Origin of the sequence: Gulosibacter sp. 10, from assembly GCF_900163695.1 — a bacterium.
Lineage (GTDB): Bacteria > Actinomycetota > Actinomycetes > Actinomycetales > Microbacteriaceae > Gulosibacter.
In genome coordinates this window covers 26,689-51,226 of sequence record NZ_FUIC01000014.1, presented here as the reverse complement: position 1 = coordinate 51,226, position 24,538 = coordinate 26,689, and the positions used below count along the sequence as shown (strand labels likewise).

The window sequence follows — 24,538 nt, the reverse complement described above, 5'->3', positions numbered from 1 at the left end:
GGGCCTGGCGGGGCCGCCGCCGGGCTACAGCTTGCGCAGCAGCACCCGGTCCACCGAGTGATCGGGCGCCTTCCGCAGGATCAGGCGCGCCCGGGAACGGGTGGGCAGCACGTTCTGCTCGAGGTTCGGCAGGTTGATGCTCCGCCAGATCCGCCGCGCGGTGGCGAGCGCCTCCTCCTGGGAGAGGTCCGCGTAGCGGCGGAAGTACGAGGAGGGGTTCGCGAAGGCGCCCTTCTGCAGCCGCAGGAAGCGATCCTCGTACCAGCGCGAGATGTCGTCGGTGCGCGCATCCACGTAGATCGAGAAGTCGAACATGTCGCTGAGCGCGAGCCCGTGCTCCTTCGCAGGCGGCTGCAGCACGTTGAGGCCCTCGACGATGAGCACGTCGGGCGAGTTCACGACGATCTCGGCGTCGGGCACGATGTTGTAGACCATGTGCGAGTAGAACGGCGCGCGCACCTCGGGCGCCCCCGACTTCACCTGCGTCACGAAGCGCAGCAGCGCGCGCCGGTCGTAGGACTCCGGGAAGCCCTTGCGGTGCATGATGCCGCGCCGCTGCAGCTCCTCGTTGGGGTAGAGGAAGCCGTCGGTCGTGATGAGCTCGACCCTCGGGGTGTCCTCCCAGCGCCGCAGCAGCTCGCGCAGCAGGCGCGCCACGGTCGACTTGCCCACGGCCACCGATCCCGCGACGCCGATCACGAACGGCGTCGGCGCCGCGCGCTTGCCGAGGAAGGAGGTCGTGGAGCGCCGCAGCTCCCGCGCGTTGGCGATGTGGATGTTGAGCAGCCGCGAGAGCGGCACGTACACCTCGCGCACCTCGTCGATGTCGATGGGGTCGCCGAGCCCGCGCAGTCGGGCGACGTCGGTCTCGTCGAGGGCGAGCGGAGTCGCGGGCGCCAGTTCGGCCCAGTCGGCGCGCTCCACCTCGAGGAAAGGCGTCGACCACCGCGGGGCTTCGCGTCGGCCGAGAAGGGACATGATGCACCCAGTCTAGTGCCGCGGACGGCCGATGCCGACCGGCCGGGGAGCCGGATGCCGTTGCGCACGGCAACGGGTGCAATACTGGTCGCCATGTGTGGAATCGTTGGATATGTCGGAGACCGGCTCAGCCAGGACATCCTTCTCGGCGGCCTCGGCCGACTCGAATACCGTGGCTACGACTCGGCGGGAATCGCCGTAGTGGATGCCGAAGGCGCGCTGCACCACCGCAAGCGCGCCGGCAAGCTGCAGGTCCTCCGGGACGATCTGCAGGCTCACCCGCTGGCGGATGGCAACATCGGCATCGGGCACACCCGTTGGGCCACCCACGGTGCGCCGAACGATGAGAACGCCCATCCCCACCTCGCGGACGGCGGCAACCTGGCCGTCATCCACAACGGCATCATCGAGAACTTCGCGGAGCTCCGCGAAGAGCTCCTCGACGCCGGCGTGGAGCTGCTCTCGGAGACCGACACCGAGGTCGCCGCGCAGCTCATCGGCCGCGAGTACGCGCGCACGCAGGACCTCGAGCAGGCGTTCCGCGCCGTCGTGACCCGCCTCGAGGGCGCGTTCACGCTGCTCGCCGTGCACGCGAACCAGCCCGACGTCATCGTCGGCGCGCGCCTCAACTCCCCGCTGGTCATCGGCCTCGGCGAGGGCGAGAACTTCCTCGGCTCGGACGTCGCGGCCTTCGTCGAGCACACCCCCCGCGCGATCGCCGTCGGTCAGGCGCAGGTCGTGGTCGTGCGCAAGGACTCGGTGGAGATCACCACCTTCGACGGGCAGCCGGCCGAGGGCGAGGCCTTCGAGGTCGACTGGGACGCCTCCGCCGCCGAGAAGGGCGGCTGGTCCTCGTTCATGGCGAAGGAGATCGCCGAGGACCCCGAGGCCGTCGAGAACACCATCCGCGGCCGCATCGCCGAGGGCACGGTGCACCTGCCCGACCTCGAGTCGCTCTCGGAGGAGTACTTCCGCGACATCGACCGCATCCTGCTCATCGCCTGCGGCACCGCCTACTACTCGGGCCTCACGGGCGCCTACGCGCTCGAGCAGTGGAGCCGCATCCCCGTCTCGGTCGAGCTCGCGCACGAGTTCCGCTACCGCGACCCGGTCATCGACGACCGCACCCTCGTCGTGTCGCTCTCGCAGTCCGGCGAGACGATGGATACGCTCATGGCCGTGCGCTACGTGCGCGAGGCCGGGGCCAAGACCATCTCGATCTGCAACACGCAGGGCGCCACCATCCCGCGCGAATCCGACGCGGTCGTCTACACCTACGCCGGCCCCGAGGTCGCGGTGGCCTCGACCAAGGCGTTCGTGGCGCAGATCGCCGCGATCTACCTGCTCGGCCTGCACGTCGCGAAGGTCCGCGGCACGCTCGCGGATGAGGCGATCGCCGAGATCGCCGAGGAGTTCCAGGCCATCCCCGACAAGCTCCGCGAGGCGCTCGAGGAGCACGAGCGCATCGCGACGCTCGCGAACTGGATGTCCGACACCCGCTCGGTGCTCTTCCTCGGCCGCCACACGGGCTACCCGATCGCGCTCGAGGGCGCGCTCAAGCTCAAGGAGATCGCGTACATCCACGCCGAGGGCTTCGCCGCGGGCGAGCTCAAGCACGGCCCGATCGCGCTCATCGAGCCCGGCCAGCCCGTGTTCGTGCTCGTCCCGAGCCCCCGCCACGAGGACGGCCTGCACGCCAAGATCGTCTCGAACATCGAGGAGATCCGCGCCCGCGGCGCCCGCGTGCTGACGGTCGCCGAGGCCGGCGACGCCTCGGTGCTGCCGTACTCGGACGAGGTCTTCGCGATGCCCCCGACCTCGAAGTTCTTCGAGCCCTTCCTCCGGGTCGTGCCGCTGCAGATCTTCGCGCTCGAGCTCTCGACCGCGAAGGGCCTCGACGTGGACCAGCCGCGCAACCTGGCGAAGTCCGTCACGGTCGAGTAACCGGCAGTGATCTTCGGCATCGGCGTCGACACCGTCGAGCTGAGCCGGGTGGAGCGCGCGCTCGCGGATGAGAGATTCCGCGGGCGCGTGTTCACGTCGGCCGAGCTCGAGCTCCCGCTCGCCTCGGTCGCGGCCCGGTTCGCGGCGCGCGAGGCGGCCGTCAAGGCGCTCCGCGGCCTGAACGGCCTGACGCTGCTCGACCTCGAGGTGCGCCGCAACCACCTGCAGGCGCCCGAGTTCGCGATGGGCCCGCGGCTGCGCGAGGTGCTGGGCCGGCTCGGCGTCGCCGAGCTGCACCTCTCGCTCTCGCACGATCGCAGCTTCGCGACCGCCTTCGTGGTGGCCGAGCGCGGCGATCCGGACAGGTCGCGGGCGTAGGCTTTGCTGCGACGTGAGAAAGGGAGCGCCGCGTGAATCCGGTCATCGAAATCGATCTCGACGCCATCCGAGCCAACTACCGCGAGTTCCGGCGGGTGCTCGACGTCGACATCGTCCCCGTGGTCAAGGCCGACGCGTACGGGCACGGCGCGCTCGCGGTCGCGCAGGCCGTGGCGGGCGCCGGGGCGCCCATGATCGGCGTCGCGGACGCGCGCGAGGGCATCGCCCTCCGCGACGCGGGCATCGCCGCCCCGATCCTCGCGTGGCTGCACTCGCCGCAGCAGGACTGGGACGCGGTGCTCGAGGCCGGCCTCGAAGTGGGCCTCTCCTCCTTCGACTCGCTCGCGCTGCTCGGCGACAGCGCCTCCGCGGGCCGTCCGGCGCGCGTGCACCTCAAGCTCGACACGGGGCTGGGGCGCAACGGCGCCCGGGCCTGCGACTGGCGGGCGCTCTTCGCCCAGGCGCTCGAGCTCGAGCGGGCCGGGCGCATCCGCGTCGCGGGGGTCTTCAGCCACCTCGCGGGCGCGGGGGCCGACGCCGACCTCGCGCAGATCGCCGAGTTCGACCGCGCCTGGCGGCTCGCGCACGAGGTGGGGCTCGAGCCCGAGCGGCGCCACCTCGCCGCCACGGGCGCGGCGCTGCAGTACCCCCAGGCGCGATACGACTTCGTTCGGCTCGGGATCGGGCTCTACGGCCTCTCGCCCTTCGGCCCCGAGCAGGACCCGGGGATCGAGCTGCGCCCGGCGCTGCAGCTGCGCGCCCCCATCCGCAGGCTCTCGGCGGAGGACGCGGAGACGGCCGGCGCCGGGTGGTGCACCCCCGTCGGCAGCGCGGCCGGGCTGCCGCCCATCCTCCACGACCTGCCCGCGCTCGCGGACGACCGCGGCGAGCGCTGGCGCGCGGTGCGCGTCGAGCCGTCCCGGACGCTGCTCGAGCCCGCCGACGACCCCGCCGCGGCGCCGGCCCTCGAGCTCGTGGACGACGGCGCCGAACGCACCGTCGTCCTCATCGACCGCGCGCCGGATCGCTCGGCCACGGCCGACGACTGGGCCGCTGCCGCCGGGACCATCAACTACGAGGTGACCACGCGGCTGAGCGGGCGCATCCACCGGGCCTATCTCGAGCCGGAGCCGCTGCAGCTCGCGCTGGGGGACGGCAACCGGGTGCCCGGCGTGCTCGCCCCGGTGCGGCGCGCCGTCGTCGACCTCGACCTCATCCGGTCCCGGTTCGACGGCTGGAGCGCGGCGGTCGATCTCGGCGAGGACGCGTACGGGCACGGCGCCGACGTGCTGCTCCCGCTCGTGCTCGAGGCGGGGCTGAGCCCCGTCGCGCGCTCGTTGGCGGGGGTCGAGGCGCTCCGCGAGCTCGGCGCATCCGATCCGCGGCTGCTGCCCGACGCCCCCGACGCGACGCGGACGATCTACGGCTTCGACCGCGCCGCCGGCGCCCCCGCGATCCGCCTCTACACCGAGCTGCTGGGCGTCAAGCGCGTCGAGCCCGGCCAGGCGGTGAGCTACGGCTACGCGTGGCGCGCGGCGGCGCCGACCACGCTGGGGCTCGTGCCGCTCGGCTACGCGGACGCGATCCCGCGCTCGGCGTTCGGCCGCGCTCGGGTGTGCGTGGACGGCGTCCCGGTGCCCGTGGTGGGGCGCGTGGCGATGGACCAGGTGGTCGTCGACCTCGGCGACATCGATTGCTGGCCCGGCGCGCTCGTCACGGTGTGGGGTTCCGGGGACGGGGAGCCCGACCTGCACGACTGGGCGGACTGGACGGGGCAGCCGGCGGAGGCGCTGTGCGGCGCGCTCGGCTCGCGGGTCGAGCGCGCCTACAGCGGCGAGCCGTACGTGGACGCGCGCGGCTTCGGCAGCCGCAGCCAGGGGGTGCAGGCATGACGACGGCAGGCGGGGGAGCGCAGGGCGAGGCGGCGGGCGAGCTCCGCACCGCGGAGGCGATGGAGCGGTTCGGCGCCCGGCTCGCGGGACTGCTGGGCGCGGGCGACGTGCTCGTGCTCACCGGGCCGCTCGGGGCAGGCAAGACGACGCTCGTGCGGGGACTCGGGGAGGCGCTGGGCGTGCGGGGCACGGTCGCGAGCCCGACGTTCGTGATCGCCCGGACGCACCCCTCGCTCGAGGGCGGGCCCGCGCTCATCCACGTGGACGCCTACCGGCTCGGCTCGGCGCTTGAGCTCGACGACCTCGACCTGGATTTCGAGGCCTCGGTCACGGTGATCGAGTGGGGGGCGGAGTACGTGGCCGCGCTCGCGGACGACTGGCTCGAGGTCGTCATCGACCGCCCGCGGGCCGGCGGGGAGGGGCCCGTTGCCGCCTCTGCCGCTGCCGGCTCCGCTGTCTCCGCCGACGAAGCCGATGCAGCCGACGCCCCCGAGGACGAGCCCCGCGCCGTGCGCATCCGCGCGATGGGCGAGCGCTGGCGCGACGTCGACCTGGGCGCGCTGCTCGAGCACTGACCGCCCTCGCCGAATCCTGGCCGCAAGATGTCGGTACGAGGGGCGGGAAGCGACGGTTCGCGGCCAGGATTCGGAGAGGGGACCGGGTACGGGGCGTCGAGGCTCGCGGCGTAGACTGGCGAGCATGCTCCTCGCAATCGACACGTCAGCCGGATCCGACGTGGCCGTGGTCTCCGAGGCAGGTCGGGTGCTCGCGCAGTCGCGCATCGCCGACACGCGTCACCACGCCGAGTCCATCGGTCCCGCCATCGCGGAGGTCCTGCAGCAGGCGGGCATCGGCCCGCAGCACGTGACGCAGGTCGTGTGCGGCATAGGGCCGGGATCCTTCACCGGCCTCCGGGTGGGCGTCGCTGCGGCGCGCGCCTTCGCCTTCGCGCGGGGGCTGCCGCTCCACCCCATGCCCAGCCACGAGGCCATCGCGCACGAGTGGCGCCACGAGCATCCCGAGCACGCCGGCGCCATCAACGTCACGACCGACGCGAAGCGCCGCGAGCTCGCCCTCACGCACTTCCCCGCGGGGGAGGCCCTCGCGGGCGCCTTCGAGCTGGTCGCGCCGGATGCGGTGCCCGCCGACGTCGTGCACGTCCCCGCCGCGCAGGTCTCGGCCGCGCACCTCGCCCTCGCCTGGCTCGACCGCGAGCTCCTGGGCGTGCCGGCCGAGCCCGACGAAGTCCTCTACCTCCGCGCGCCCGACGCGAAGCCGGGCGCAGTACCCAAGCGGGTGACCTCATGACCGAATTCCGCATCCGGCCGGCCGAGCTCGGCGACCTCGAGGCGATCATGCGCCTCGAGGGAGAGGCGTTCCCCGAGGACGCGTGGAGCGAGGACAGCTTCCGGGCCGAGCTCGAGAGCGACCACACGGGCTACTGGGTGCTCGTCGACGGCGAGCGGATCGCGGGCTACGCGGGCGTGCTCGCCGGCCAGGGCGCTGGTGAGGCGGACGTGCAGACCATCACGGTCGAGCCGTCGGCGCGCCGCGGCGGCTGGGGCACCCGGCTGCTGCTCGAGGCGCTCGGATGGGCGCGCGCCCGTGGCACGAGGCTCGTGTTCCTCGAGGTGCGCGAGGGCAACGACCCCGCGCGCATCCTCTACGAGCGGCTCGGCTTCGAGCGCATCGGCCGGCGCGAGAACTACTACGCCGGCAGCGGCGAGAGCGCGCTGCTGATGCGCGCCGATATCGACCGGGCCATCGAGGCCGCGCGGGACCGGCTCGATCCGAAGCCTTCGGGCGCCCCGCTCGTGCTCGGCATCGAGACGAGCTGCGACGAGACCGGCGTCGGTATCGTGCGCGGCACCCGGCTGCTCGCGAACGCCGTGGCCTCGTCCATGGACGAGCAGGCGAAGTACGGCGGCGTCGTGCCCGAGGTCGCGGCCCGCGCGCACGTCGACTCGTTCGTGCCGGTGCTGCGGGAGGCGCTCGAGACCGCGGGCGTCGGCCTCGAGGACCTCGACGCGATCGCGGTCACGAGCGGGCCCGGGCTCGCCGGGGCGCTCATGGTGGGCGTGGGCGCGGCCAAGGCGCTCGCGGTGGCGGGCTCCACGCCGCTCTACGGCGTGAACCACCTCGTGGGGCACATCGCCGCTGACCTGCTCCGCGAGGAGGGCGAGCCGGTCGAGTTCCCCGCGATCGCGCTCCTCGTGTCCGGCGGGCACACCTCGCTGCTGCGCGCGGAGTCGCTGGTGGGGGAATCGGAGCTGCTCGGCGAGACGATCGACGACGCGGCCGGCGAGGCCTTCGACAAGGTCGCCAGGGTGCTCGGGCTGCCGTACCCGGGCGGGCCCTCGATCGATCGGGCGGCCGCCGGGGGCGACCCGAGGCGCTTCCGCTTCCCACGCGGGCTCACGCATCCGAAGGATCGCGACCGGCATCGCTTCAACTTCTCCTTCTCGGGCCTGAAGACCGCGGTGGCGCGCGAGGTCGAGCGGTTCGAGGACGCGGGCGAGGCCGTGCCCGTGGCCGACATCGCCGCATCCTTCCGCGAGGCCGTGGCCGACGTGCTCGTGGCCAAGGCGCTCGACGCGTGCGAGGCCCACGGCATCCCGAGGCTGCTGCTCGGCGGCGGCGTGGCGGCGAACGCGCGGGTGCGGGAGCTTGCCGCGGAGCGCTGCGCGGCGGCCGGGGTCTCGCTGCACATCCCGCCGCTGCGGCTGTGTACCGACAACGGCGCCATGATCGCGGCGCTCGGCGCGCAGCTCGTGATGGCCGGAAACGGCCCCTCCTCGCTCGCGCTCGGGGCCGACTCGACCCTGCCGATGACCACCTCGCAGGTGGATCCGGAGGGCGCGAAATCTGCAACTTCAGTAGCTAGTCGAGGTTCTTCACTCCGGGGCACCATAAGATGAGCGCAGAGACCAGGGGAGGAGCCTCGGCGATATGACCGAAACCAACGGTGCGAAGGACGATTCGCTGTCCGCGGCCGGGGAGACCCGCGAGCCGAACGCCGAGCACGCCGCGGCCGTGGGCGCGGCGGATCCCCGACCCGAGGACGACGCCGCGGTGCCCGCGGCGGGCGGCACGTTCGGCGTCGACAGCGACCACTCCGGCTACGGCGAGGGGCGCTCGCTGCCCGGCGACGAGCAGGACGACCTGATCGACGTGGGCTCCTCGGACGACGAGATGCCTCCGCTGCCGAACGTCCCGGCGGATGGCGCGGTGCCCGCCCACGGCGGCACGTTCGGCGTCACGCACGACCAGTCCGGCTACCGGGCCGCCGCGGGCCAGCCCGGCGCCGCTCCGTTCGAGCAGCAGCCCGCCTATGGCACGCCGCAGCCGGCCCAGTACGGCGGCTTCGCGCCCCCGGCCGGCACTCCGGAGATGGTGCCGCCGCAGTACGGCGGTACGAGCACGGCGCAGCAGGGCCGCGACACGCTCGCGCTGCTCGCCCTCTTCCTGGGCGTGGTCGGCGCGGGCTGCATGCTCATCCCGAACTGGGCCTGGATGGTCGGCGGCGTGCTCGGCCTCATCGGCGTCGTGCTCGGCGCGATGCGCCTGAACGGCTCGAGCCGCTTCCTCGCGCTGCTGGGGGTCATCGCGGGCGGCGTGGCCGTGCTCATCGCGATCGCGACGGCGGTCGTGGTGTACCTCGTCTAGCGGGAACCGGCGCGTACGCTCTCCGCGTACGCATCCGACCCGCTCCTGAGGTGGCACCATCGGGCTCGGCCACATACACTCGACTTAGCACCCTCAGGGTGAGAGTGCTAAGTCTCGAACCAAACACATCGTTATGCCTAGAAAGAGGTCAACAGTGTCGGTGAACATCCAGCCGCTCGAAGATCGCATTGTCATCCAGCAGGTCCAGGCCGAGCAGACCACCGCGTCGGGTCTCGTGATTCCTGACACCGCTACCGAGAAGCCCCAGGAGGGCGAAGTCGTGGCCGTCGGCCCGGGTCGCGTCGACGACAACGGCAACCGCATCGCCCTCGACATCGCAGTCGGTGACAAGGTCATCTACTCGAAGTACGGCGGCACCGAGGTGAAGTACGGCGGTGGCGAGTACCTCATCCTTTCGGCACGCGACGTGCTCGCGAAGGTCGGCGCCTAAGCGACGCTTCGCACGCGGGCGGGTCAGCCATCGGCTGGCCCGCCCGTTTTCGCGTCCGCGGGCGCCCGTGTTGTGCCGCGAAGGGGCTCGGACGTCGATCGGCCTCATGCCAACGGAACCTTGCCCCGCTTCCACGCGTGCGAATGTGTGTTTCGCGTGGATGTGAGGGAAGTGCCGGGAATGGGGCGCGGATACCCGGCAGGAGCCTCACATCCGCGTCGGCAACTGCGAAATACCTCACGTCCGCGGGGTGTGGCGGGCATGAAGGGGAAGGGGGCGCAGCTTTCCTCGCCTGCCAGGGATCGTGCCTGCCAGAATTGCCGCGCCTCGCGCTTGTGCCGTCGCGGGCCGAAGCACGCCGGCTTCAGCGTTCTAGGCAGGCCGAGCGCTCGCTGCCGGGTCGCGACGATCCCGTCGGGTGCTCATCTCCACGGGCAGGCCGAACGCTCACAGACGATGAAGATGAACGCTTCATTCGTCAGGAACCGTAGGGCGTCTCAACCGCGATGATGAAGACGATGGCTTCATATTCGGGCCGTGGGATGCGCCCGGACCAGCTCTGAGCCACGGCGCACAGGTGTCGGCCCGGCTACGACCGAAGCGTCTCACGAAGTCGCCGAGGCCCAAGCGCGGGCGCGGCTACGACCGACGCCTCGGTCGAACGGCCGCGGCACCGCTGGGGTCAAGGGCGCTCGGCGAGGATCGCGACGCGCTGCTCGCCGATGCGCGTGCAGATCAGCGTCGCGGACGCATCGCCCTTGAGCGCGAGCTCCTTGCGGAACTGCGCCGGATCGAGGTCGACTCCGCGCACCTTGATCTCGAGCGCGCCGATGCCGCGCGCCCGCAGCGCCTTCTTCAGCAGTGCGCGATCGAGCTTGAACCGCTCGAGCACGCGGAAGGACTGCGCGAACGGGGTCTCGACCGCTTCGTCGGTGGTGATCCACGCGATCTCCGGCGCGATCATCCGCCCCTCGACGCTGTGCGCGAGGTTGCCGATGAAGCGGCCGCGGATGATCGCGGGATCCGGCTCGTGCAGCCAGGCCCCGAGCTCGCCGATCGCGGCGTCGCCCGCCTCCTCGGCGGGGGTGGGTGCGGAGATCGCGTGCGCCGCGCCGTCGCGGATGACGAGCGCCGAACGCGCCACGCCCGCAAGCGCGGCCCCGCCCTGCCAGACGGTGCACTCCACGAGCTCGCCGCCCGAGGACACCCACTGGGCCTCGGCGCCGGCGGGGATCAGCTCGTGCGCGAAGGCCGGCCCGAGCTTGACGCCCACCGAGCGCTCCGGGGCGGCGAGCCCGAACGCGAACTCGAGGGAGGGGCGCCAATCGGCGGGATCGGCCAGCCGCCGCGAACCGCCTCGCTCGGTCGCGCCCTCCCGGCCCGTGCGGCGGGCGGGGTCGAGAAAGACCCCGTCGAATCCCTCGAGATCGAACTCCTCCGCGGCGCCGTGCGCGACCCTGGCATTGGGGAAGGGCGCGAGATTGTAGGTGGCGATGGCGGCGGTGACCTCGTCGATGTCCACGGCCGCGACCTCGAAGCCGAGCGCCGCGAAGGTCATCGCATCCGCCCCGATGCCGCAGCCGAGGTCGGCGATGCGCCGCACCCCGGCGCTGCGGAAGCGCTGCCCGTGGAGCGCGGCGACCTGCAGCCGGGTGGCCTGCGCGAGGCCGTCCTCGGTGAAGAGCATCCTGTCGGCGAAGTCGCCGAACTTGGCGACCGCGCGGCGACGCAGCTTGAGCTGGGTCAGCACCGCCGCGGAGGTGCGCGCATCGGCCCCCGCCTTCCGGAGCGTCGTCACCGCGCCGAGGGCGTCCGCCGCGCTGTCCAGCGTCGCGAACCGGTCGAGCAGGTCGAGCGTCTCGCGGGTGAGCAGGGCGGAGAGTTCGTCGCGATCCATGCGTCTACGGTATCCGCTGCGCGGAACGCCGTCCGTGAACGCGGTCGGCGGATCTGCATCATCGGTCGGCGGATCCGCACTAGGAGGGCAGTGGGAGCGCCATCCCCGCCGGGAGCGGGGGATGGCCCCGTCATCGCCCTCCTAGTGCAGAGACGGGGGTGGAAGACCGCGGACCGGAGCGGTCGGCAGCCGCCGCGACCGCGGGTGGCCGGAGGGCGGGGCGACGGGTGCCGAAACCGTGCCGTGCGCGTAGGATGAAGGTCCCGCCGTACTTCGCAGGCGAACGCGGCCGCCGCGCGCTGTGCGCGGGTCGGCCGATGGCGCCAGCGATCCTCGAATCGTCGAATTGGAGACCCCGCCGAAATGACCGAGCACGACCCCTTCGCGCTGACCGGACTCACCTACGACGACGTGCTGCTTCTGCCCGAAGAGACCGACGTCATACCCTCCGAAGTCGACACGACCACGCAGCTGACGCGCAACATCTCGGTCAAGGTGCCGCTCATCTCGGCGGCCATGGACACCGTCACCGAGTCGCGCATGGCGATCGCCATGGCCCGCCAGGGCGGCCTCGGCATCCTCCACCGCAACATGTCCATCGAGGATCAGGCCGAGATGGTCGATCGGGTCAAGCGCTCCGAGTCGGGCATGGTCACGAACCCCATCACGACCAATCCCGACGCCACCGTCGCCGAGGTGGACGCCGTGTGCGGCCAGTTCCGCATCTCGGGCCTGCCCGTGACCGACCCGCAGGGCAAGCTCGTGGGCGTCATCTCGAACCGCGACATGCGCTTCGTGCCCGAGAGCGTGAAGGCCACCACGAAGGTCTCCGAGGTCATGACCTCGGAGGGGCTCGTCACGGGCCGCGTGGGCATCACGGGCGAGGAGGCGTTCGCGCTGCTCGGCCGCCACCGCATCGAGAAGCTGCCCCTCGTCGACGACCAGGGCGTGCTCAAGGGCCTCATCACGGTCAAGGACTTCGACAAGATCGACAAGTACCCCGACGCCTCGAAGGACTCGCAGGGCCGCCTCATCGTCGGCGCCGCGATCGGCTTCTTCGGCGACGCGTTCGACCGCGCCTCGGCGCTCCGCGACGCGGGGGTGGACGTCATCGTCGTCGACACCGCCAACGGGCAGTCGCGCGGCGAGATCGAGATGATCCGCAAGCTCAAGAACGATCCGGCGTTCTCGGGCATCGACGTGATCGGCGGTAACATCGCCACCCGCGAGGGCGCCGCGGCGCTCATCGAGGCGGGCGCGGATGCCGTGAAGGTCGGCGTCGGCCCCGGCTCGATCTGCACGACGCGCGTGGTCGCGGGCGTGGGCATGCCCCAGGTCACCGCGATCTACGAGGCGTCCAAGGCGGCGCGCGGCACGGGCGTGCCGATCATCGCGGACGGCGGCCTGCAGCACTCGGGCGACATCGCGAAGGCCCTCGTGGCGGGCGCGAACTCGGTGATGCTCGGCTCGCTGCTCGCCGGCACCGACGAGTCGCCCGGCGACCTCATCTTCATCAACGGCAAGCAGTTCAAGCAGTACCGCGGCATGGGCTCGCTCGGCGCGCTGCAGACGCGCGGCAAGAAGACCTCGTACTCGCGCGACCGCTACTTCCAGGCGGACGTGCCCGGCGACGACGACCTCATCGCCGAGGGCATCGAGGGCAAGGTGCCCTACCGCGGCACGGTGCGGCAGAACGTCTTCCAGCTCACCGGCGGCCTGCACCAGTCGATGTTCTACGTGGGCGCGCGCACCGTCCCCGACCTGCAGTCGCGCGGACGCTTCGTGCGCATCACGCCCGCCGGCCTCAAGGAATCCCACCCGCACGACGTGCAGATGGTGGTCGAGGCGCCCAACTACCGCAAGTAGCCGTCGCACGACGCGATGCTGAACGACCTGCCCCGCGGCTCCGACCGGAGCGGCGGGGCAGTCGTGTGAAAGGAGCCGAGAATGGCACAGAAGATCGGATTCATCGCGCCGGGAGTCATGGGCGAGCCCATGGCGCAGCGGCTGCGCGGAGCGGGCTACGAGGTCGTGGCCTGGGCGCGGCGGGCGGAGCGCGCCGCGGAGCTCGAGGCGGCGGGACTGCGCACGGGGACGCTCGAGGAGGTCGCCGCCTGCCCGGTGATCGTGTCCTGCCTGCGCGACACCGCCGCGGTGGAGGAGCTGTTCCTGCGCAACGAGGCGTTCTCGGAGCACCTCGCGGCCGAGCTGGTGATCGAGCACGCGACCATCGCGCCGCGCGTGAGCCGCCAGGTGCATGCGCACCTGGCGGAGCGCGGCATCCACTACCTCGATGCGGCGGTCTCGGGCGGGCCGGCGGGGGCGGCCGAGGGCAGCCTCGTGACCATGGTGGGGGGCAGCGGCGAGGCGATGGCGCTCGCGCGGCCGTATCTCGAGCCCACCTGCGGCAGGATCGTGCACATCGGCGGCCCCGGCTCGGGCGTCGCGCTCAAGCTCGTGAACCAGCACCTCGTGGTGGCGCACTCGGTCGCGGCGGCGGAGGCGGCCGCGCTCATCCGCGATGCGGGGATCGAGCCGGAGGGCGCGCTCGAGGCGCTCATGGGCGGATGGGCGGGATCGCGCCGGCTCGAGCTGCAGCTCGTCGACTCGGTGCGTGGCGAGTACGGCCCGGACGGCGCGGACCTGGACCTGTTCCGCGAGATCCTGCGACTCGTGGGCGGGGCGTTCGAGGACGCCGGGATCGAGAGCGCGCTCCTGCCGGGCGTCGAGGAGACCTGGGACCGGGCGGCGGCCAAGCATCCCCGCGGCCGCCTGGCGAGCCTCGCGAGCGCCTACGAGGCCGCTCCGGAGGACTAGTTCTCGGCCTTGCCGATGCGCCAGTAGCCCATGAAGGCGACGGAGCGGCGGTCGATGCCGCGCTCGCTCACGAGGTGGCGGCGGAGCGTCTTCACGGCGCCCGCCTCGCCCGCGAGCCACGCGTAGAGCGAGGTGCGCTTGAGCGCGGCGCCGCCCTTCGCGTGCCGGGGCACCTCCCAGAGCGTGGTGGAGTCGATGTCGATCTCCTCGACCTGCTGCGGCTCGCCCGCGGGCGCGAGCTCGGCCACGGCCGCGCGCGTGGCGTCGATGAGCGCCTCGCCGTGCTCGCGTCCGTCGCGGGCAACGGCGCGCACCTCGATGCCGGGATGGGCGGGCAGGTAGGCCGCGTCCGCGGTCTCCGGCACCTCCACGACGGCGATGCCGCGGGCGGAGTCGGGCAACTGCTCGAGCGCCACGGCGATCGCGGGCGCGGCGGTCTCGTCGCCCGCGATCAGGAATCGGTCGGTGCGCTCGGGCGGCACGAAGTCCACGCCGCCCGGCTCGCCCTCGTACTCGGCGTTGGGGCCGAGGATGAGCAGCTCGTCGCCGACCTCGGCGTATTCGATCCAGCGGGATGCCGGCCCCACCACGCCGTGCACCACCACGTCCACGTCGAGCTCCTGCTCGCCGGCTCGCACGTACCGGGTCGTGTAGGTGCGCAGCGGATGCCGTTCGCCGTCGGGCAGCGCCCGCCAGGTCCCGTACCAGTCCTCGGCGCCCATGAGCGCCTCGTAGCCGATGCCCTCGATCGGGAACAGGAGCTTGATGCGCTGGTCGAAGCCGGGGTCGGCGAAGGACGCGAGCGACGGATCGGCGAAGGTGAAGCGGCGGAAACCGGGGGTGAGGTCCTCGATCGCCTTCACCCGGACGGGGAAGAACCGGAACGGCGTGGTCATGTGAGCTCCTTACGGGCCGACGGGGTGCTCGGCGGGCTGCGAAAAAAAATCTGGCACACCTCTTGCCGAATGCATCAGGTAAGGCTAACCTTATCTATCGAGGGGCGGTTGCTGTGAACCGAATCTCGAAAAATGTCTCTCGCATCACAACAGGCGGGGCGCTCAACTGCACTGAGTTGAACGCCCCGCCTGTTGCGTGAGGCCCCGCCCGCTCGAGGCGGGCGGGGACCATCGCTAGCCGAGCAGCGCGAGGACCTCGTCGAAGGCCTTCGAGGGACGCATCACCGCGGTCGCCTTGTCGGCGTCGGGGCGGTAGTAGCCGCCGAGGTCCACGGGCGAGCCCTGCACGTCCAGGAGCTCCTGCGCGATCGCATCCGCCTGCGCGGCGAAGGCCTCGGCGACGGGCGCGAAGGCCGCGGCGAGCTCCGCATCCTCGGTCTGCGCGGCGAGCTCCTGCGCCCAGTAGGCCGCGACGTAGAGGTGCGAGCCGCGGTTGTCGATCTCGCCGGCCTTGCGCGAGGGCGACTTGTTCTCGTCGAGGAGGCGCTCGGTGGCCTTGTCGAGCGCGCTGCCGAGCAGGCCCGCACGGGCGTTGCCCGCGCTCGCCTCGTGGCGCAGCGACTCGGCGAGGGCGAGGAACTCGCCGAGCGAGTCCCAGCGCAGGTGGTTCTCCTCGACCAGCTGCTGCACGTGCTTCGGCGCCGAGCCGCCGGCGCCGGTCTCGAACAGGCCGCCGCCGTTCATGAGCGGCACGACGGACAGCATCTTCGCGGAGGTGCCGACCTCGAGGATGGGGAAGAGGTCGGTGAGGTAGTCGCGCAGCACGTTGCCGGTGACCGAGATGGTGTCCTCGCCGCGGCGGATGCGCTCCACCGACAGCTCGGTCGCCTCGATCGGCGAGAGGATGCGGATGTCCAGCCCCTCGGTGTCGTGGTCGCCGAGGTACTGCTCGACCTTGGCGATGAGGTTGCGGTCGTGCGCGCGGGTCTCGTCGAGCCAGAACACGGCGGGGGTCTCGGAGGCGCGGGCGCGCGTGACGGCGAGCTTGACCCAGTCGCGGATCGGCGCGTCCTTGGTCTGGCACGCGCGCCAGATGTCGCCGGCCTCGACGTCGTGGGCGATGAGCACCTCGCCGGCCGAGTTCACGACCTCCACGCGGCCCGCGGCGTCGAGCTGGAAGGTCTTGTCGTGCGAGCCGTACTCCTCCGCCTTCTGCGCCATGAGGCCCACGTTCGGCACGGAGCCCATCGTGGCGGGGTCGAAGGCGCCGTTGGCCTTGCAGTCCTCGATCACGGCCTGGTACACGCCGGCGTAGCTCGAGTCGGGGATCACCGCGAGGGTGTCGTCCTCCTCGCCCTGCGGGCCCCACATGCGGCCGCCGATGCGGATCATGGCGGGCATCGAGGCGTCCACGATCACGTCGCTCGGCACGTGCAGGTTCGTGATGCCCTTGTCGGAGTTGACCATCGCGAGGCGCGGGCCGTCCTGGTAGCCCTGCTCGACGGCGGCGAGGATGCCCTCGCGCTCGGGCAGATGCTCGGCGCCGGCGACGATCGCGGCGATGCCGTTGTTGGCCGAGAGCCCGGCTGCCGCGAGCACCTCGCCGTACTGCTCGAATAGCGCGGGGAAGAACGCGCGCACGATGCGGCCGAAGATGATGGGGTCCGAGACCTTCATCATGGTGGCCTTGAGGTGCGCCGAGAAGAGGACGTCGTCGGCCTTCGCGGCGGCGATCTGCTCGCGCAGGAACTCGTCGAGTGCGGCGGCCCTGAGCACGGTGCCGTCGACGACCTCGCCCTCGAGCACCTTGAGGCCGCTCTTGAGTTCGCGAGTCTCGCCGCCGCTCGTGAAGCGGATGGCGAGGACGTCGTCGGCGGGGATGACGACGGACTGCTCGTTGGAGCGGAAGTCGTTCTCGCCCATGGTCGCCACGCGGGTCTTCGAGTCGGAGGACCAGGCGCCCATCGAGTGCGGGTGCTTGCGGGCGAAGTTCTTCACGGCGGCGGGCGCGCGGCGGTCCGAGTTGCCCTCGCGGAGCACGGGGTTCACGGCCGAGCCCTTGACCTTGTCGTAGCGGGCGCGGGCGTCCTCGGCCTCGGGGCTGCGGTCCTCGTCCTCGGGGTAGTCGGGGATGTCGTAGCCCTGGGCCTGGAGCTCGGCGATGGCGGCCTTGAGCTGGGGCACGGAGGCCGAGATGTTCGGCAGCTTGATGATGTTCGCCTCGGGCGTCTTCGCGAGCTCGCCGAGCTCGGTGAGGGCGTCGCCGACGCGCTGCTCTTCGGTGAGGCGGTCGGGGAAGCCGGCGAGGATGCGACCCGCGAGCGAGATGTCGCGCGTCTCGACTTCGACGCCGGCCTTGGCGGCGTAGGCCTGGATGATCGGCAGGAAAGAGTGGGTCGCGAGGAGCGGGGCCTCGTCGGTGTGCGTATAGATGATCTTCGCCATGCGCGGACTCCCTGATGAAGGTGGATGTGCGGGGTGGCGACCCCTCCGGGGTCGAGTTGTCTCGAAGTCGAGATAACTCGGTCAGTCTATCGGAGCGGGGATGCGCGGGGACCGTGCGGGCGGGACCGCCCGGATCAGCCGGTCGCGGCGCTCGGCGGCTCGGGGGAGCGCCAGACGCGGGCGAACTCCTCGGCGACCCGGGGCCAGACCGCGCGCATCCCGTCCTCGAGCGTGCCGATGTCCTCCGCATCCGCGCCGAGGAGGACGAAGTCGTGGGGGATGACCCGCCCGGACCGGTCCCGCCGACCCTCGGGGTCGGGGAAGCGCAGGGCGCAGCCGCGGGCGCTGCGCCGGACGCCGGAAGCGGCGGCGCCCATGCCCGCGAAGGCCTCGTCGTAGACGGGCAGCGGATCGTCGAGGCCGCCGTCGCGGAGGAATCGGAAGCCCCACTCCCGCCCGCGAGTGGCCCAGATCAGGGTCATCGCGGGCTCCGGAGGAGGACGCGCTCCTGCTCGCCGCGGGCGAGGTCCAGCTTGAACTGCGTGAGCGTGGCCGCGAGGTAGTCGTGCCGGGCCTGTGCGCCGGCGTTCATCGACTTGAGCGCATCGCCGGCGAGCCGCGCGGCCTGGTCCACCGCCTCCTTCGACACGAGGCCGCCGACGGCGCCCTGGACGAGCCGCAGCGGGCCCGGCAGCCGCCGGTTGCCGAGCAGCGCCCCCGCGAGGGCCGTGACCCCGATGGCTCCGGCGCCGACGAGCGACTCGGCGACCTTGCCCGGGAGCTGCTTGGTCCGGGCCCACCGCACGTGGCGCTCGAAGGGCAGCATCGCGGCGAGCGGCAGCATGAGCTCGACGCCGACGCGCGTATCCACATCGATGCGGCCCGTCTCGAACTTCGCGGAGGAGAGCAGCAGGAAGTCCTCGCCCACGGCGAGCGCCTCGCTGCCGGCCACGAACTCCGAGAGCACCTCGCGCAGCTCGTTGATCTCCTCGGCGACCTTGCCGATCATGAGGTCGCGGAAGGCGTACACGTCGGTCTCCGGCAGCAGGTCGGACTTCGACAGCGCCATGATCCAGATGCGGGGGAATCGGATGAGCGGCTCGCCGCCCCGCAGCAGCTCGCCCTTCAGCGACAGCAGGCTGTTGCGGAAGTTGCCGAGCAGCGACTTCAGGTACCGCTGCTCCTCGCCGGCGTAGTCGAGCAGGCGCTGGCCGTCCACGAGGAAGAGCGCGACATCGGAGCCGAGGAGCGACCGGAAGCCGTCGACCCGGCGGGCCTGCTCCGCGGGGCCGCTCGCATCCTGCTCGAACCATTCGCCGGGGTAGTCGTGCCACACGAGCCGCATGGCGTCGAAGGGCCTGCCCCTGACCCGTTTGGCGTTCGAGTCCTCCTTGAGCTTGATCGAGAAGGAGTAGGCGGTCGACTCGAACCGGGTGGCGGGCGGCGCCTGCGCCTCCTGCTTCATGCCGAGGTAGTTCTGGTGCAGCCGGTTGCCCACCCCGGTGTCGTCGGCGTAGAGGCGGTAGAGGTGCTCGCGGCTGTACTGGGGCTCCTGCGTGGCGCCGTAGAACGAGGAGAGCAGCACGGTCTTGCCGCTGCCGCTCTCGCCGAACACGGCGATGTGCTGCTCGAGCGCCGTCTGTTTCCGTGCCATGCGGTTCACCCTATGCGAGCGGGGTCGGAGCATCATGGGGGCGTCACGGTGCCGTCGGCGCGTCCCGGGCGGCGAGCCGATGCAGCCGCCCTCGCGCGCGCCGGACCTCGGCCTCCTTCTCGGCGAGCCGCTGCGCCAGCGCGTCCAGATCGGCATCCGCGGGGTCGGCGCTCGGCGCACCGATCCTTGCCTGCTCCTTCGCCTGGCCCCGCCGATCTCCGCGCTCCTCGCCGCTATCGTGCTCGTGCTGGTCATCGCCCGCAGACCGACCTCGGCCGCGATCCGAACGTCCCCCGCGCTCGAGCCGGAACTCCGAGGAACGAGGGTAGCCCGGCCCGAGCCGCGGTGCTCCGTGATTCCGGTGTGCCGGTGACGCCGGCGTGCCGGCTGCTACGCGGCGGTCTCGGCTCCCGGGAGCGGCGTGACGAGGTTGACGAGCCGGTAGCCGCCGGCCGGCGTCAGCGTTCCGCGGCAGGGCTTGGCGTGGAGGGCCGGATGCCCGTGTTTCGCGCGGATGTGAGGGGAACGCCGGGAATGGAACGCTGTTACCCGGCAGGAGTCTCACATCCGGGCCGGTAGCCGCGAAATGCCTCACATCCGCGGTGCGTGGCGGGTGTGCGGTTTCCCGCGCCTGCCGAGGCCGTGCAGTCCCGTCGCTGCGCGGCAGGCGCGCGACGACTATCCCTCGGGCGTCTCGTCGACCTGGATGTCGAACTCGATGTTGCCGTCGGTCTCTCCCTTGGAGGTGACGGTGACGCCGAACGAGGTGCCCTCGTGGGTGAGCGTGCAGCGCACCTCGGACCCCTCCTCCGCGGGCAGCGGATCGGGGCACTCCACCGAGTCGGGCTCGATCCCCACCTGCTCGGTCAGGGCGCTCTTGACCTCGTCGGCGAGGTCGTCCGCCGACACCGACGAGCTGCATCCGACCAGTGCGAGGGCCACGGCTCCGAGGAGCACGGCGAGCTTCTTCATGGGAGTACCTCCAACATCGGCCGCGCCGGTCGCGGCTCTGGAGGCGATGCTAACGGAGGGACGATGGTGCGGGAATCGTCGTGGAGGCTGACTCCGGCTATCTCGAGAATTCTCGAGGACAATGTCGAATCCGACCGCTCCCGAACGTGTAGATGGCGAGCATGGCATCGAGGCCATGCCGCGACGAAGGAGAAGATCATGGTCCAGTACATGCTGAGCAACATCACCCCCGCCGGCCGAACCCTCGCGCCCGAGCAGCTCCAGCAGGTGATCCAGGACGTCACCGCGGTCACCGGGGAGATGCAGTCCGCCGGCGTCTGGGTGTTCGCGATGCCGCTCGCCGACCCGGCCTCCGCGACGGTGGTGTCGAGCCGGGACGGCGCGATCACCCTGGCGGACGGGCCGTTCGCGGAGCTCAAGGAGTACGTCGGCGGCATCACCGTCATCGACGTGGCCGACCTCGACGCGGCGGTCGCATGGGCGGGCAAGGTCTCCGAGGCCACCGGGCTGGACATCGAGGTCCGCCCCGCGCCGAGCTTCGGCGGCTGAGGGCGCGCCGTGGACGACGCGATCGCGGCCGTGCGCCGGGCGTTCCGCTCGGAGTACGGCCGCACCGTCGCGATCCTCATGCGCGCGATCGGCGACCTCGAGGCGGCCGAGGACGCCGTGCAGGAGGCGTTCGTCGCGGCCGCCGAGACCTGGCCCGACCGGGGCGTGCCGCCGAACCCGCAGGCCTGGATCGTCACGACGGCCCGCCGGCGCGCGATCGACCGCATCCGGCGCGCGGAGACGGAGCAGCGGTACGCGCCGCGGCTCGTGCAGCCCGCCGAGACCTTCCCGGACGAGGGCGAGGACGACGAGCTGCGGATGATCCTGCTCTGCGCGCATCCGAGCCTCTCTGCGGAGTCGCAGGTGGCGCTGACGCTCCGCTACGTCGGCGGGCTCACGGCCGCGGAGATCGCGCGGGCGTTCGGCGCCGCCGAGTCGTCCGTCGCCCAGCGCCTCGCGCGCGCCAAACGGAAGATCCGGGACGCCCGCATCGGCCTGCCCGAGCCGGGGCGGCTGCACGACCGGCTCGACGTCGTGCTCGCGGTCGTCTACGCGATCGCCAACGAGGGCTACGTCGCCACCGCCGGCGCGCTCAGCCGATTCGACCTCAGCCAGGAGGGGGTGCGGCTGGCGAGACTCGTCGCCGCCCGCGCGAGGGGCGAGCCCGAGGCCAAGGGGCTGCTCGCGCTGCTGCTCCTCCTGCAGGCGCGCCGGCCGGCGCGGATCGGGGAGGACGGCGGGCTGATCGCGCTGCCCGAGCAGGACCGCGGACGCTGGGACCGTTCGATGGTCGCCGAGGGGCACGCGCTGGTGCGCGAATGCCTCGCCGCGAACCGCCCCGGCCCCTACCAGCTGCAGGCCGCCATCCAGGCGGTGCACTGCGATGCCGCGCGCGACGAGGACACCGACTGGCGGCAGATCCTCGCCCTCTACGACATGCTCGTGCCGCTCGTGCCCACCGCGGCGGTGCGCACGGCGCGCCTCGTGGCGCGCTCGCACGTCGACGGCCCGCAGGAGGCGCTGGACGAGCTGGACGGGCTGGAGCCCGCGCAGGACGACCGGTACGCGCTCGCGGTCCGCGCCGACCTGCTCGCCAGGCTCGGCCGGGAGGCCGAGGCCGAGCGGCTGTTCCGCCGCGCCGCGGAGAGCGCCGCCAACGACGGCGAGCGGGCGCTCCTGCTGCTGCGGGCGGGGGATGCCGGGGCGGGCCCGCGGGCGTCCGGGCGCGCGGGCGGGGGATGACCGCCCCGGCCGATGCGCGGCGGGCGCGTCGACCCCGACTCGCCGGAGCGCTCAGGAGGCCGGTTCGAACTCGGTGATCGCCGCGAGAGTGTCGAAGAGTTCGCGCATCCGATTCTCGCCGTAGCTTTCCCGCCAGGCGCGGTGGACCTCGACGAAAGCCTGGCGCACCGCGCGCCGGCTCGCGACGCCCCGCTCGGTGAGGAGGACGACTCTGCTGCGACGGTCGCGCTCATCGGGAGAGACCGCGAGGTACCCGTGCTCCGCGAGATAGGCCACCTGCTGGCTGATCGCCTGCTTCGTGACGCCGGAGCGCGGCACGAGGTCGGCGACGCGCATCGGAGTCCCGGGGGAGAGGTGGCGCAGGATGTTCGTGCCGTGCGAGATCGCGACGTCCGGATATCCCGCATCGGCCAGGCGCGATTCGCAGTCGGCCACGAATCGCGCGTGGGCTTGCGCGAGCAGCGCGCCCAGGGGGTAGCGCATCACGCGTCGCGGAGGGATGCGGCTCGGGCCGCCGTGCTCGCCATCAGGGGGATGTACGCGCCGGCGAGCGCGAGGTGCACGGCTGCCAGCCAGAAGCGGTCGCCCGTCTCGATGCCGGGCGTGCCGAACGGGCCGGCCAGGGAGAGGACCGCGACGACGACCGCGATCACCGTCCAGATCCGGCGGGCTCGAGCGCCGAGGCGCGCCTCGAGCACCGCGAGCAGCGCCCAGCCCGCGAGGCCGGCGACCGCCGATGCGGCCAGCACCTGCCACCAGGGCATGTCCGCGGGCTCGCCTCTGCCGAGTGCGACCTGGATGCCGCCGCCGATCAGTGCGAGCGCCCAGATGACGAGTGCGGCCGCGGCGCCCGCCGCGACCACGCCGATGCGTGCGACGATCCGGTTTCCGTTCATGGCATTTCCCTTCGGAGGGGCGCTCGGCATAATTCGTCAAGCGCTTGACTTATTGTGCGCCCGTCCCGGGCGGGCGTCAACCCCCGGGCGCTCGGAGAACGCCCCGAGGCCGGCCCGGTGAGCGTCGCCGGCGGCTGCGGGGCGGGAGAATGGCGGGTATGGGTGACACGTTCGATTCGCTGATCGAGGCCGGGGCGTCCGCGGACGTATCCGGATGGGACTTCTCCTGGCTGGACGGGCGGGCCGCAGAGGAGCGCCCGGCCTGGGGCTACGCCCGGCAGCTGGCCGATCGGCTCGGCCGCGCGACTGCTTCGCTCGATATCCAGACGGGCGGCGGCGAAGTGCTCGCCGAGGCCGAGGTGTTCCCGGTCACTGCGGTCGCGACGGAGTCGTGGCCGCCGAACGTCCGCAAAGCCGCCCGGCTGCTGCATCCGCGCGGCGTGGTCGTCGTGGCCGACCCCGACGAGCCGCCGCTGCCGTTCGCGGATGCCGCCTTCGACCTGGTCACCAGCAGGCATCCCGCGACGATCTGGTGGGAGGAGATCGCCCGAGTGCTCCGGCCCGGCGGTGTCTATTTCGCCCAGCACGTCGGGCCTGCGAGCGCGTTCGAGCTGATCGAGTTCTTCCTCGGCCCCCAGCCCGAGGCGCGGCGCGAGCGCCATCCCGACGACGAGGCGGCCGCGGCGGAGGCGGCCGGGCTCGAGATCGTGAGCCTGCGGACGGCGAGGCTGCGCATCGAGATCCACGATGTCGCAGCCGTGGTGTACCTGCTGCGGAAGGTGATCTGGTGGGTTCCGGGGTTCACGATCGAGCGGCATCGCGATCGGCTCCGCGACCTCCACGAACGCATCCAGCGGGACGGGCCGTTCATCGCGCACTCCACCCGGCACCTCATCGAAGCCAGGCGTCCCGCGGACACCGGGAGGCTCGACGCGCTTGGACGAGCCGGCGATTGATCCGCCGAGCCGTCGAGGCCCGCGCAACGGCGTCGGGTACGACTGTGTGATGTTCGCACCGGGTGCGTCGTAGCCGAGCGTGACGGGATCGACAGCCGGACGCGCTCTCGCCTTCCGACTGCTGCACCCTCTTCCGCGTCGCTATGCACCCGCAGGTCGGCGCGGCACGTCGGCGATGCCGTTCGCGTCGAGGGTGGCGCGGATGGCCGCGGCGATGCGTTCGCCGCTCCAATCCGCCGGGGTGGTGAGGAGCACGCCGTTGCCGACGCGGTCGGCGGCGACGCCCTCCGCGACGGTCGTGACCGCTGCGACGGCGTCGTTGACCCAGGTGGCGTTGCCCTCCGGGACCTGGAACCCGCGCCTCGTCGCGAACGCCGACATGCCGTCGAGGCTCCACCTCGCCGCGGCCGGGTCGAAGGCCACCGCCACGTCCCCGAGCAGTCGCAGTCCCAGCTCGGGGTCCTGGCCCCGCGCCTCGAGCTTCTGCAGCCGGACCGAGACGCTGTGCATCGGCGTGCGCCGCCCGGGATAGGGGTCGCCGGCCATCACGGTGCACTGGATGAACACCCGGTCGGCGGTGGTCCCCGCCACCGACAGCGCATAGCCGTCCTCGCCATCCGGCGCTCCCGTCGCGCCGGGGCTCGGGAACCTCCGGATGAGCGCCGCCCGCTCTGCTCGCGAGCCGCGCCACTGGGCGCCATCGCCCAACCGCCAGGCGGCGATGCCGGTGCTGGCCGATGCGCGCTCGACGAACGCGTCGATGCGGTCCGCGATCCACTCCGGCGTCTCGGAGACCGGGTCGGTCCAGAATGCGAGCACGGAGTTCTGCCGGTCCCAATATCTCGTCATCCGGCGGTCCCCTCCTCCTGCGGCCGTGCGCGGCGCTCCGATAGCGGGCGGCGGTC

The 24,538-nt window shown here is 72.3% G+C and carries 23 protein-coding genes; 13 read left to right on the top strand and 10 right to left on the bottom strand.

The annotated features are described in order from the left end of the window. Window positions 1-24 precede the first annotated feature (24 nt). Complete coding sequence (gene coaA, locus FM112_RS05735) at window positions 25-978, bottom strand: type I pantothenate kinase (RefSeq protein WP_087004838.1); 954 nt, start codon at window positions 976-978, stop codon at window positions 25-27. A 93-nt stretch (window positions 979-1,071) separates the two neighbouring features. On the opposite strand from coaA, the gene glmS reads away from it, so the two are divergent. The 8 genes from glmS (at window position 1,072) to groES (ending at window position 9,309) form a co-directional block, all read left to right on the top strand. Beyond that, the gene (gene glmS, locus FM112_RS05730; RefSeq protein WP_087004835.1) at window positions 1,072-2,922 is read left to right on the top strand and encodes a glutamine--fructose-6-phosphate transaminase (isomerizing); all 1,851 of its coding nucleotides are present in this window, start codon (window positions 1,072-1,074) and stop codon (window positions 2,920-2,922) included. 6 nt (window positions 2,923-2,928) lie between these two features. After that, window positions 2,929-3,300, top strand: coding sequence for a holo-ACP synthase (gene acpS / locus FM112_RS05725; RefSeq protein ID WP_087004832.1), 372 nt, complete (start codon window positions 2,929-2,931; stop codon window positions 3,298-3,300). 32 nt (window positions 3,301-3,332) lie between these two features. Further along, window positions 3,333-5,192: an alanine racemase gene (locus FM112_RS05720; RefSeq protein ID WP_087004829.1), complete on the top strand. Its 1,860-nt coding sequence runs from the start codon at window positions 3,333-3,335 to the stop codon at window positions 5,190-5,192. Beyond that, a complete protein-coding gene (gene tsaE / locus FM112_RS05715; protein ID WP_176386683.1) occupies window positions 5,189-5,767 on the top strand; it encodes a tRNA (adenosine(37)-N6)-threonylcarbamoyltransferase complex ATPase subunit type 1 TsaE in 579 nt (192 codons plus the stop codon). The genes FM112_RS05720 and tsaE overlap by 4 nt, the downstream gene beginning before the upstream one ends. A gap of 124 nt (window positions 5,768-5,891) precedes the next feature. Beyond that, a complete protein-coding gene (tsaB, locus tag FM112_RS05710; RefSeq protein ID WP_087004825.1) occupies window positions 5,892-6,500 on the top strand; it encodes a tRNA (adenosine(37)-N6)-threonylcarbamoyltransferase complex dimerization subunit type 1 TsaB in 609 nt (202 codons plus the stop codon). Beyond that, on the top strand, window positions 6,497-8,110 hold the full coding sequence (gene tsaD, locus FM112_RS05705; RefSeq protein WP_254910390.1) for a tRNA (adenosine(37)-N6)-threonylcarbamoyltransferase complex transferase subunit TsaD: 1,614 nt from the start codon (window positions 6,497-6,499) through the stop codon (window positions 8,108-8,110). Before tsaB ends, tsaD begins: the two co-directional genes overlap by 4 nt. Before the next feature lie 31 nt (window positions 8,111-8,141). Beyond that, window positions 8,142-8,858: a hypothetical protein gene (locus FM112_RS05700; RefSeq protein WP_087004822.1), complete on the top strand. Its 717-nt coding sequence runs from the start codon at window positions 8,142-8,144 to the stop codon at window positions 8,856-8,858. 154 nt (window positions 8,859-9,012) lie between these two features. Beyond that, window positions 9,013-9,309, top strand: coding sequence for a co-chaperone GroES (gene groES / locus FM112_RS05695; protein WP_087004817.1), 297 nt, complete (start codon window positions 9,013-9,015; stop codon window positions 9,307-9,309). A 682-nt stretch (window positions 9,310-9,991) separates the two neighbouring features. Here the strand turns inward: groES and FM112_RS05690 are convergent. Continuing rightward, on the bottom strand, window positions 9,992-11,206 hold the full coding sequence (locus FM112_RS05690; RefSeq protein WP_087004814.1) for a class I SAM-dependent methyltransferase: 1,215 nt from the start codon (window positions 11,204-11,206) through the stop codon (window positions 9,992-9,994). 363 nt (window positions 11,207-11,569) lie between these two features. Here FM112_RS05690 and guaB point away from each other — a divergent pair, with 363 nt between their 5' ends. Further along, window positions 11,570-13,072: an IMP dehydrogenase gene (gene guaB / locus FM112_RS05685; RefSeq protein ID WP_087004811.1), complete on the top strand. Its 1,503-nt coding sequence runs from the start codon at window positions 11,570-11,572 to the stop codon at window positions 13,070-13,072. An 81-nt stretch (window positions 13,073-13,153) separates the two neighbouring features. Then, on the top strand, window positions 13,154-14,023 hold the full coding sequence (locus FM112_RS05680; protein WP_087004808.1) for an NAD(P)-dependent oxidoreductase: 870 nt from the start codon (window positions 13,154-13,156) through the stop codon (window positions 14,021-14,023). On the opposite strand, the gene FM112_RS05675 is transcribed toward FM112_RS05680, so the two are convergent. From FM112_RS05675 to FM112_RS17100, 5 genes are all read right to left on the bottom strand, one after another. Beyond that, the gene (locus tag FM112_RS05675; RefSeq protein WP_087004805.1) at window positions 14,020-14,919 is read right to left on the bottom strand and encodes a siderophore-interacting protein; all 900 of its coding nucleotides are present in this window, start codon (window positions 14,917-14,919) and stop codon (window positions 14,020-14,022) included. The two genes, FM112_RS05680 and FM112_RS05675, sit on opposite strands and share 4 nt — an antisense overlap. A gap of 234 nt (window positions 14,920-15,153) precedes the next feature. Further along, entirely contained in the window at window positions 15,154-17,364 is a 2,211-nt protein-coding gene (locus FM112_RS05670) for an NADP-dependent isocitrate dehydrogenase (RefSeq protein ID WP_087004802.1), read from the bottom strand. A gap of 134 nt (window positions 17,365-17,498) precedes the next feature. After that, the gene (locus FM112_RS05665) at window positions 17,499-17,846 is read right to left on the bottom strand and encodes a hypothetical protein (RefSeq protein WP_087004799.1); all 348 of its coding nucleotides are present in this window, start codon (window positions 17,844-17,846) and stop codon (window positions 17,499-17,501) included. Then, on the bottom strand, window positions 17,843-19,018 hold the full coding sequence (locus FM112_RS05660) for an ATP/GTP-binding protein (RefSeq protein ID WP_087004796.1): 1,176 nt from the start codon (window positions 19,016-19,018) through the stop codon (window positions 17,843-17,845). Before FM112_RS05660 ends, FM112_RS05665 begins: the two co-directional genes overlap by 4 nt. A gap of 678 nt (window positions 19,019-19,696) precedes the next feature. Then, on the bottom strand, window positions 19,697-19,990 hold the full coding sequence (locus tag FM112_RS17100; RefSeq protein WP_176386682.1) for a DUF4333 domain-containing protein: 294 nt from the start codon (window positions 19,988-19,990) through the stop codon (window positions 19,697-19,699). Between the two features lie 198 nt (window positions 19,991-20,188). Here FM112_RS17100 and FM112_RS05645 point away from each other — a divergent pair, with 198 nt between their 5' ends. Both FM112_RS05645 and FM112_RS05640 read left to right on the top strand, forming a co-directional pair. After that, the gene (locus FM112_RS05645; protein ID WP_087004787.1) at window positions 20,189-20,539 is read left to right on the top strand and encodes a YciI family protein; all 351 of its coding nucleotides are present in this window, start codon (window positions 20,189-20,191) and stop codon (window positions 20,537-20,539) included. 9 nt (window positions 20,540-20,548) lie between these two features. Then, window positions 20,549-21,781: an RNA polymerase sigma factor gene (locus tag FM112_RS05640; protein ID WP_217874448.1), complete on the top strand. Its 1,233-nt coding sequence runs from the start codon at window positions 20,549-20,551 to the stop codon at window positions 21,779-21,781. Between the two features lie 51 nt (window positions 21,782-21,832). Here the strand turns inward: FM112_RS05640 and FM112_RS05635 are convergent, their stop codons facing one another. Continuing rightward, window positions 21,833-22,264, bottom strand: coding sequence for a MarR family winged helix-turn-helix transcriptional regulator (locus FM112_RS05635; protein WP_087004784.1), 432 nt, complete (start codon window positions 22,262-22,264; stop codon window positions 21,833-21,835). After that, window positions 22,264-22,677: a DUF6069 family protein gene (locus FM112_RS05630; protein WP_217874446.1), complete on the bottom strand. Its 414-nt coding sequence runs from the start codon at window positions 22,675-22,677 to the stop codon at window positions 22,264-22,266. Before FM112_RS05630 ends, FM112_RS05635 begins: the two co-directional genes overlap by 1 nt. Window positions 22,678-22,835: 158 nt before the next feature. Here FM112_RS05630 and FM112_RS05625 point away from each other — a divergent pair, with 158 nt between their 5' ends. Beyond that, window positions 22,836-23,633 carry a class I SAM-dependent methyltransferase gene (locus FM112_RS05625; RefSeq protein WP_087004781.1) on the top strand — a complete coding sequence of 266 codons (798 nt, stop codon included), beginning with the start codon at window positions 22,836-22,838 and terminating at the stop codon, window positions 23,631-23,633. A gap of 141 nt (window positions 23,634-23,774) precedes the next feature. On the opposite strand, the gene FM112_RS05620 is transcribed toward FM112_RS05625, so the two are convergent. Continuing rightward, window positions 23,775-24,482 carry a hypothetical protein gene (locus FM112_RS05620; RefSeq protein ID WP_087004778.1) on the bottom strand — a complete coding sequence of 236 codons (708 nt, stop codon included), beginning with the start codon at window positions 24,480-24,482 and terminating at the stop codon, window positions 23,775-23,777. Window positions 24,483-24,538 lie beyond the last annotated feature (56 nt).

Bases quoted from the DNA above. Each gene is read 5' to 3' on its own strand.
- coaA (WP_087004838.1), bottom strand. From the start codon at position 978: ATGTCCCTTCTCGGCCGACGCGAAGCCCCGCGGTGGTCGACGCCTTTC.
- glmS (WP_087004835.1), top strand. From the start codon at position 1,072: ATGTGTGGAATCGTTGGATATGTCGGAGACCGGCTCAGCCAGGACATC.
- tsaE (WP_176386683.1), top strand. From the start codon at position 5,189: ATGACGACGGCAGGCGGGGGAGCGCAGGGCGAGGCGGCGGGCGAGCTC.
- tsaB (WP_087004825.1), top strand. From the start codon at position 5,892: ATGCTCCTCGCAATCGACACGTCAGCCGGATCCGACGTGGCCGTGGTC.
- tsaD (WP_254910390.1), top strand. From the start codon at position 6,497: ATGACCGAATTCCGCATCCGGCCGGCCGAGCTCGGCGACCTCGAGGCG.
- FM112_RS05700 (WP_087004822.1), top strand. From the start codon at position 8,142: ATGACCGAAACCAACGGTGCGAAGGACGATTCGCTGTCCGCGGCCGGG.
- FM112_RS05690 (WP_087004814.1), bottom strand. From the start codon at position 11,206: ATGGATCGCGACGAACTCTCCGCCCTGCTCACCCGCGAGACGCTCGAC.
- guaB (WP_087004811.1), top strand. From the start codon at position 11,570: ATGACCGAGCACGACCCCTTCGCGCTGACCGGACTCACCTACGACGAC.
- FM112_RS05680 (WP_087004808.1), top strand. From the start codon at position 13,154: ATGGCACAGAAGATCGGATTCATCGCGCCGGGAGTCATGGGCGAGCCC.
- FM112_RS05675 (WP_087004805.1), bottom strand. From the start codon at position 14,919: ATGACCACGCCGTTCCGGTTCTTCCCCGTCCGGGTGAAGGCGATCGAG.
- FM112_RS05670 (WP_087004802.1), bottom strand. From the start codon at position 17,364: ATGGCGAAGATCATCTATACGCACACCGACGAGGCCCCGCTCCTCGCG.
- FM112_RS05665 (WP_087004799.1), bottom strand. From the start codon at position 17,846: ATGACCCTGATCTGGGCCACTCGCGGGCGGGAGTGGGGCTTCCGATTC.
- FM112_RS05660 (WP_087004796.1), bottom strand. From the start codon at position 19,018: ATGGCACGGAAACAGACGGCGCTCGAGCAGCACATCGCCGTGTTCGGC.
- FM112_RS17100 (WP_176386682.1), bottom strand. From the start codon at position 19,990: ATGAAGAAGCTCGCCGTGCTCCTCGGAGCCGTGGCCCTCGCACTGGTC.
- FM112_RS05645 (WP_087004787.1), top strand. From the start codon at position 20,189: ATGGTCCAGTACATGCTGAGCAACATCACCCCCGCCGGCCGAACCCTC.
- FM112_RS05635 (WP_087004784.1), bottom strand. From the start codon at position 22,264: ATGCGCTACCCCCTGGGCGCGCTGCTCGCGCAAGCCCACGCGCGATTC.
- FM112_RS05630 (WP_217874446.1), bottom strand. From the start codon at position 22,677: ATGAACGGAAACCGGATCGTCGCACGCATCGGCGTGGTCGCGGCGGGC.
- FM112_RS05625 (WP_087004781.1), top strand. From the start codon at position 22,836: ATGGGTGACACGTTCGATTCGCTGATCGAGGCCGGGGCGTCCGCGGAC.
- FM112_RS05620 (WP_087004778.1), bottom strand. From the start codon at position 24,482: ATGACGAGATATTGGGACCGGCAGAACTCCGTGCTCGCATTCTGGACC.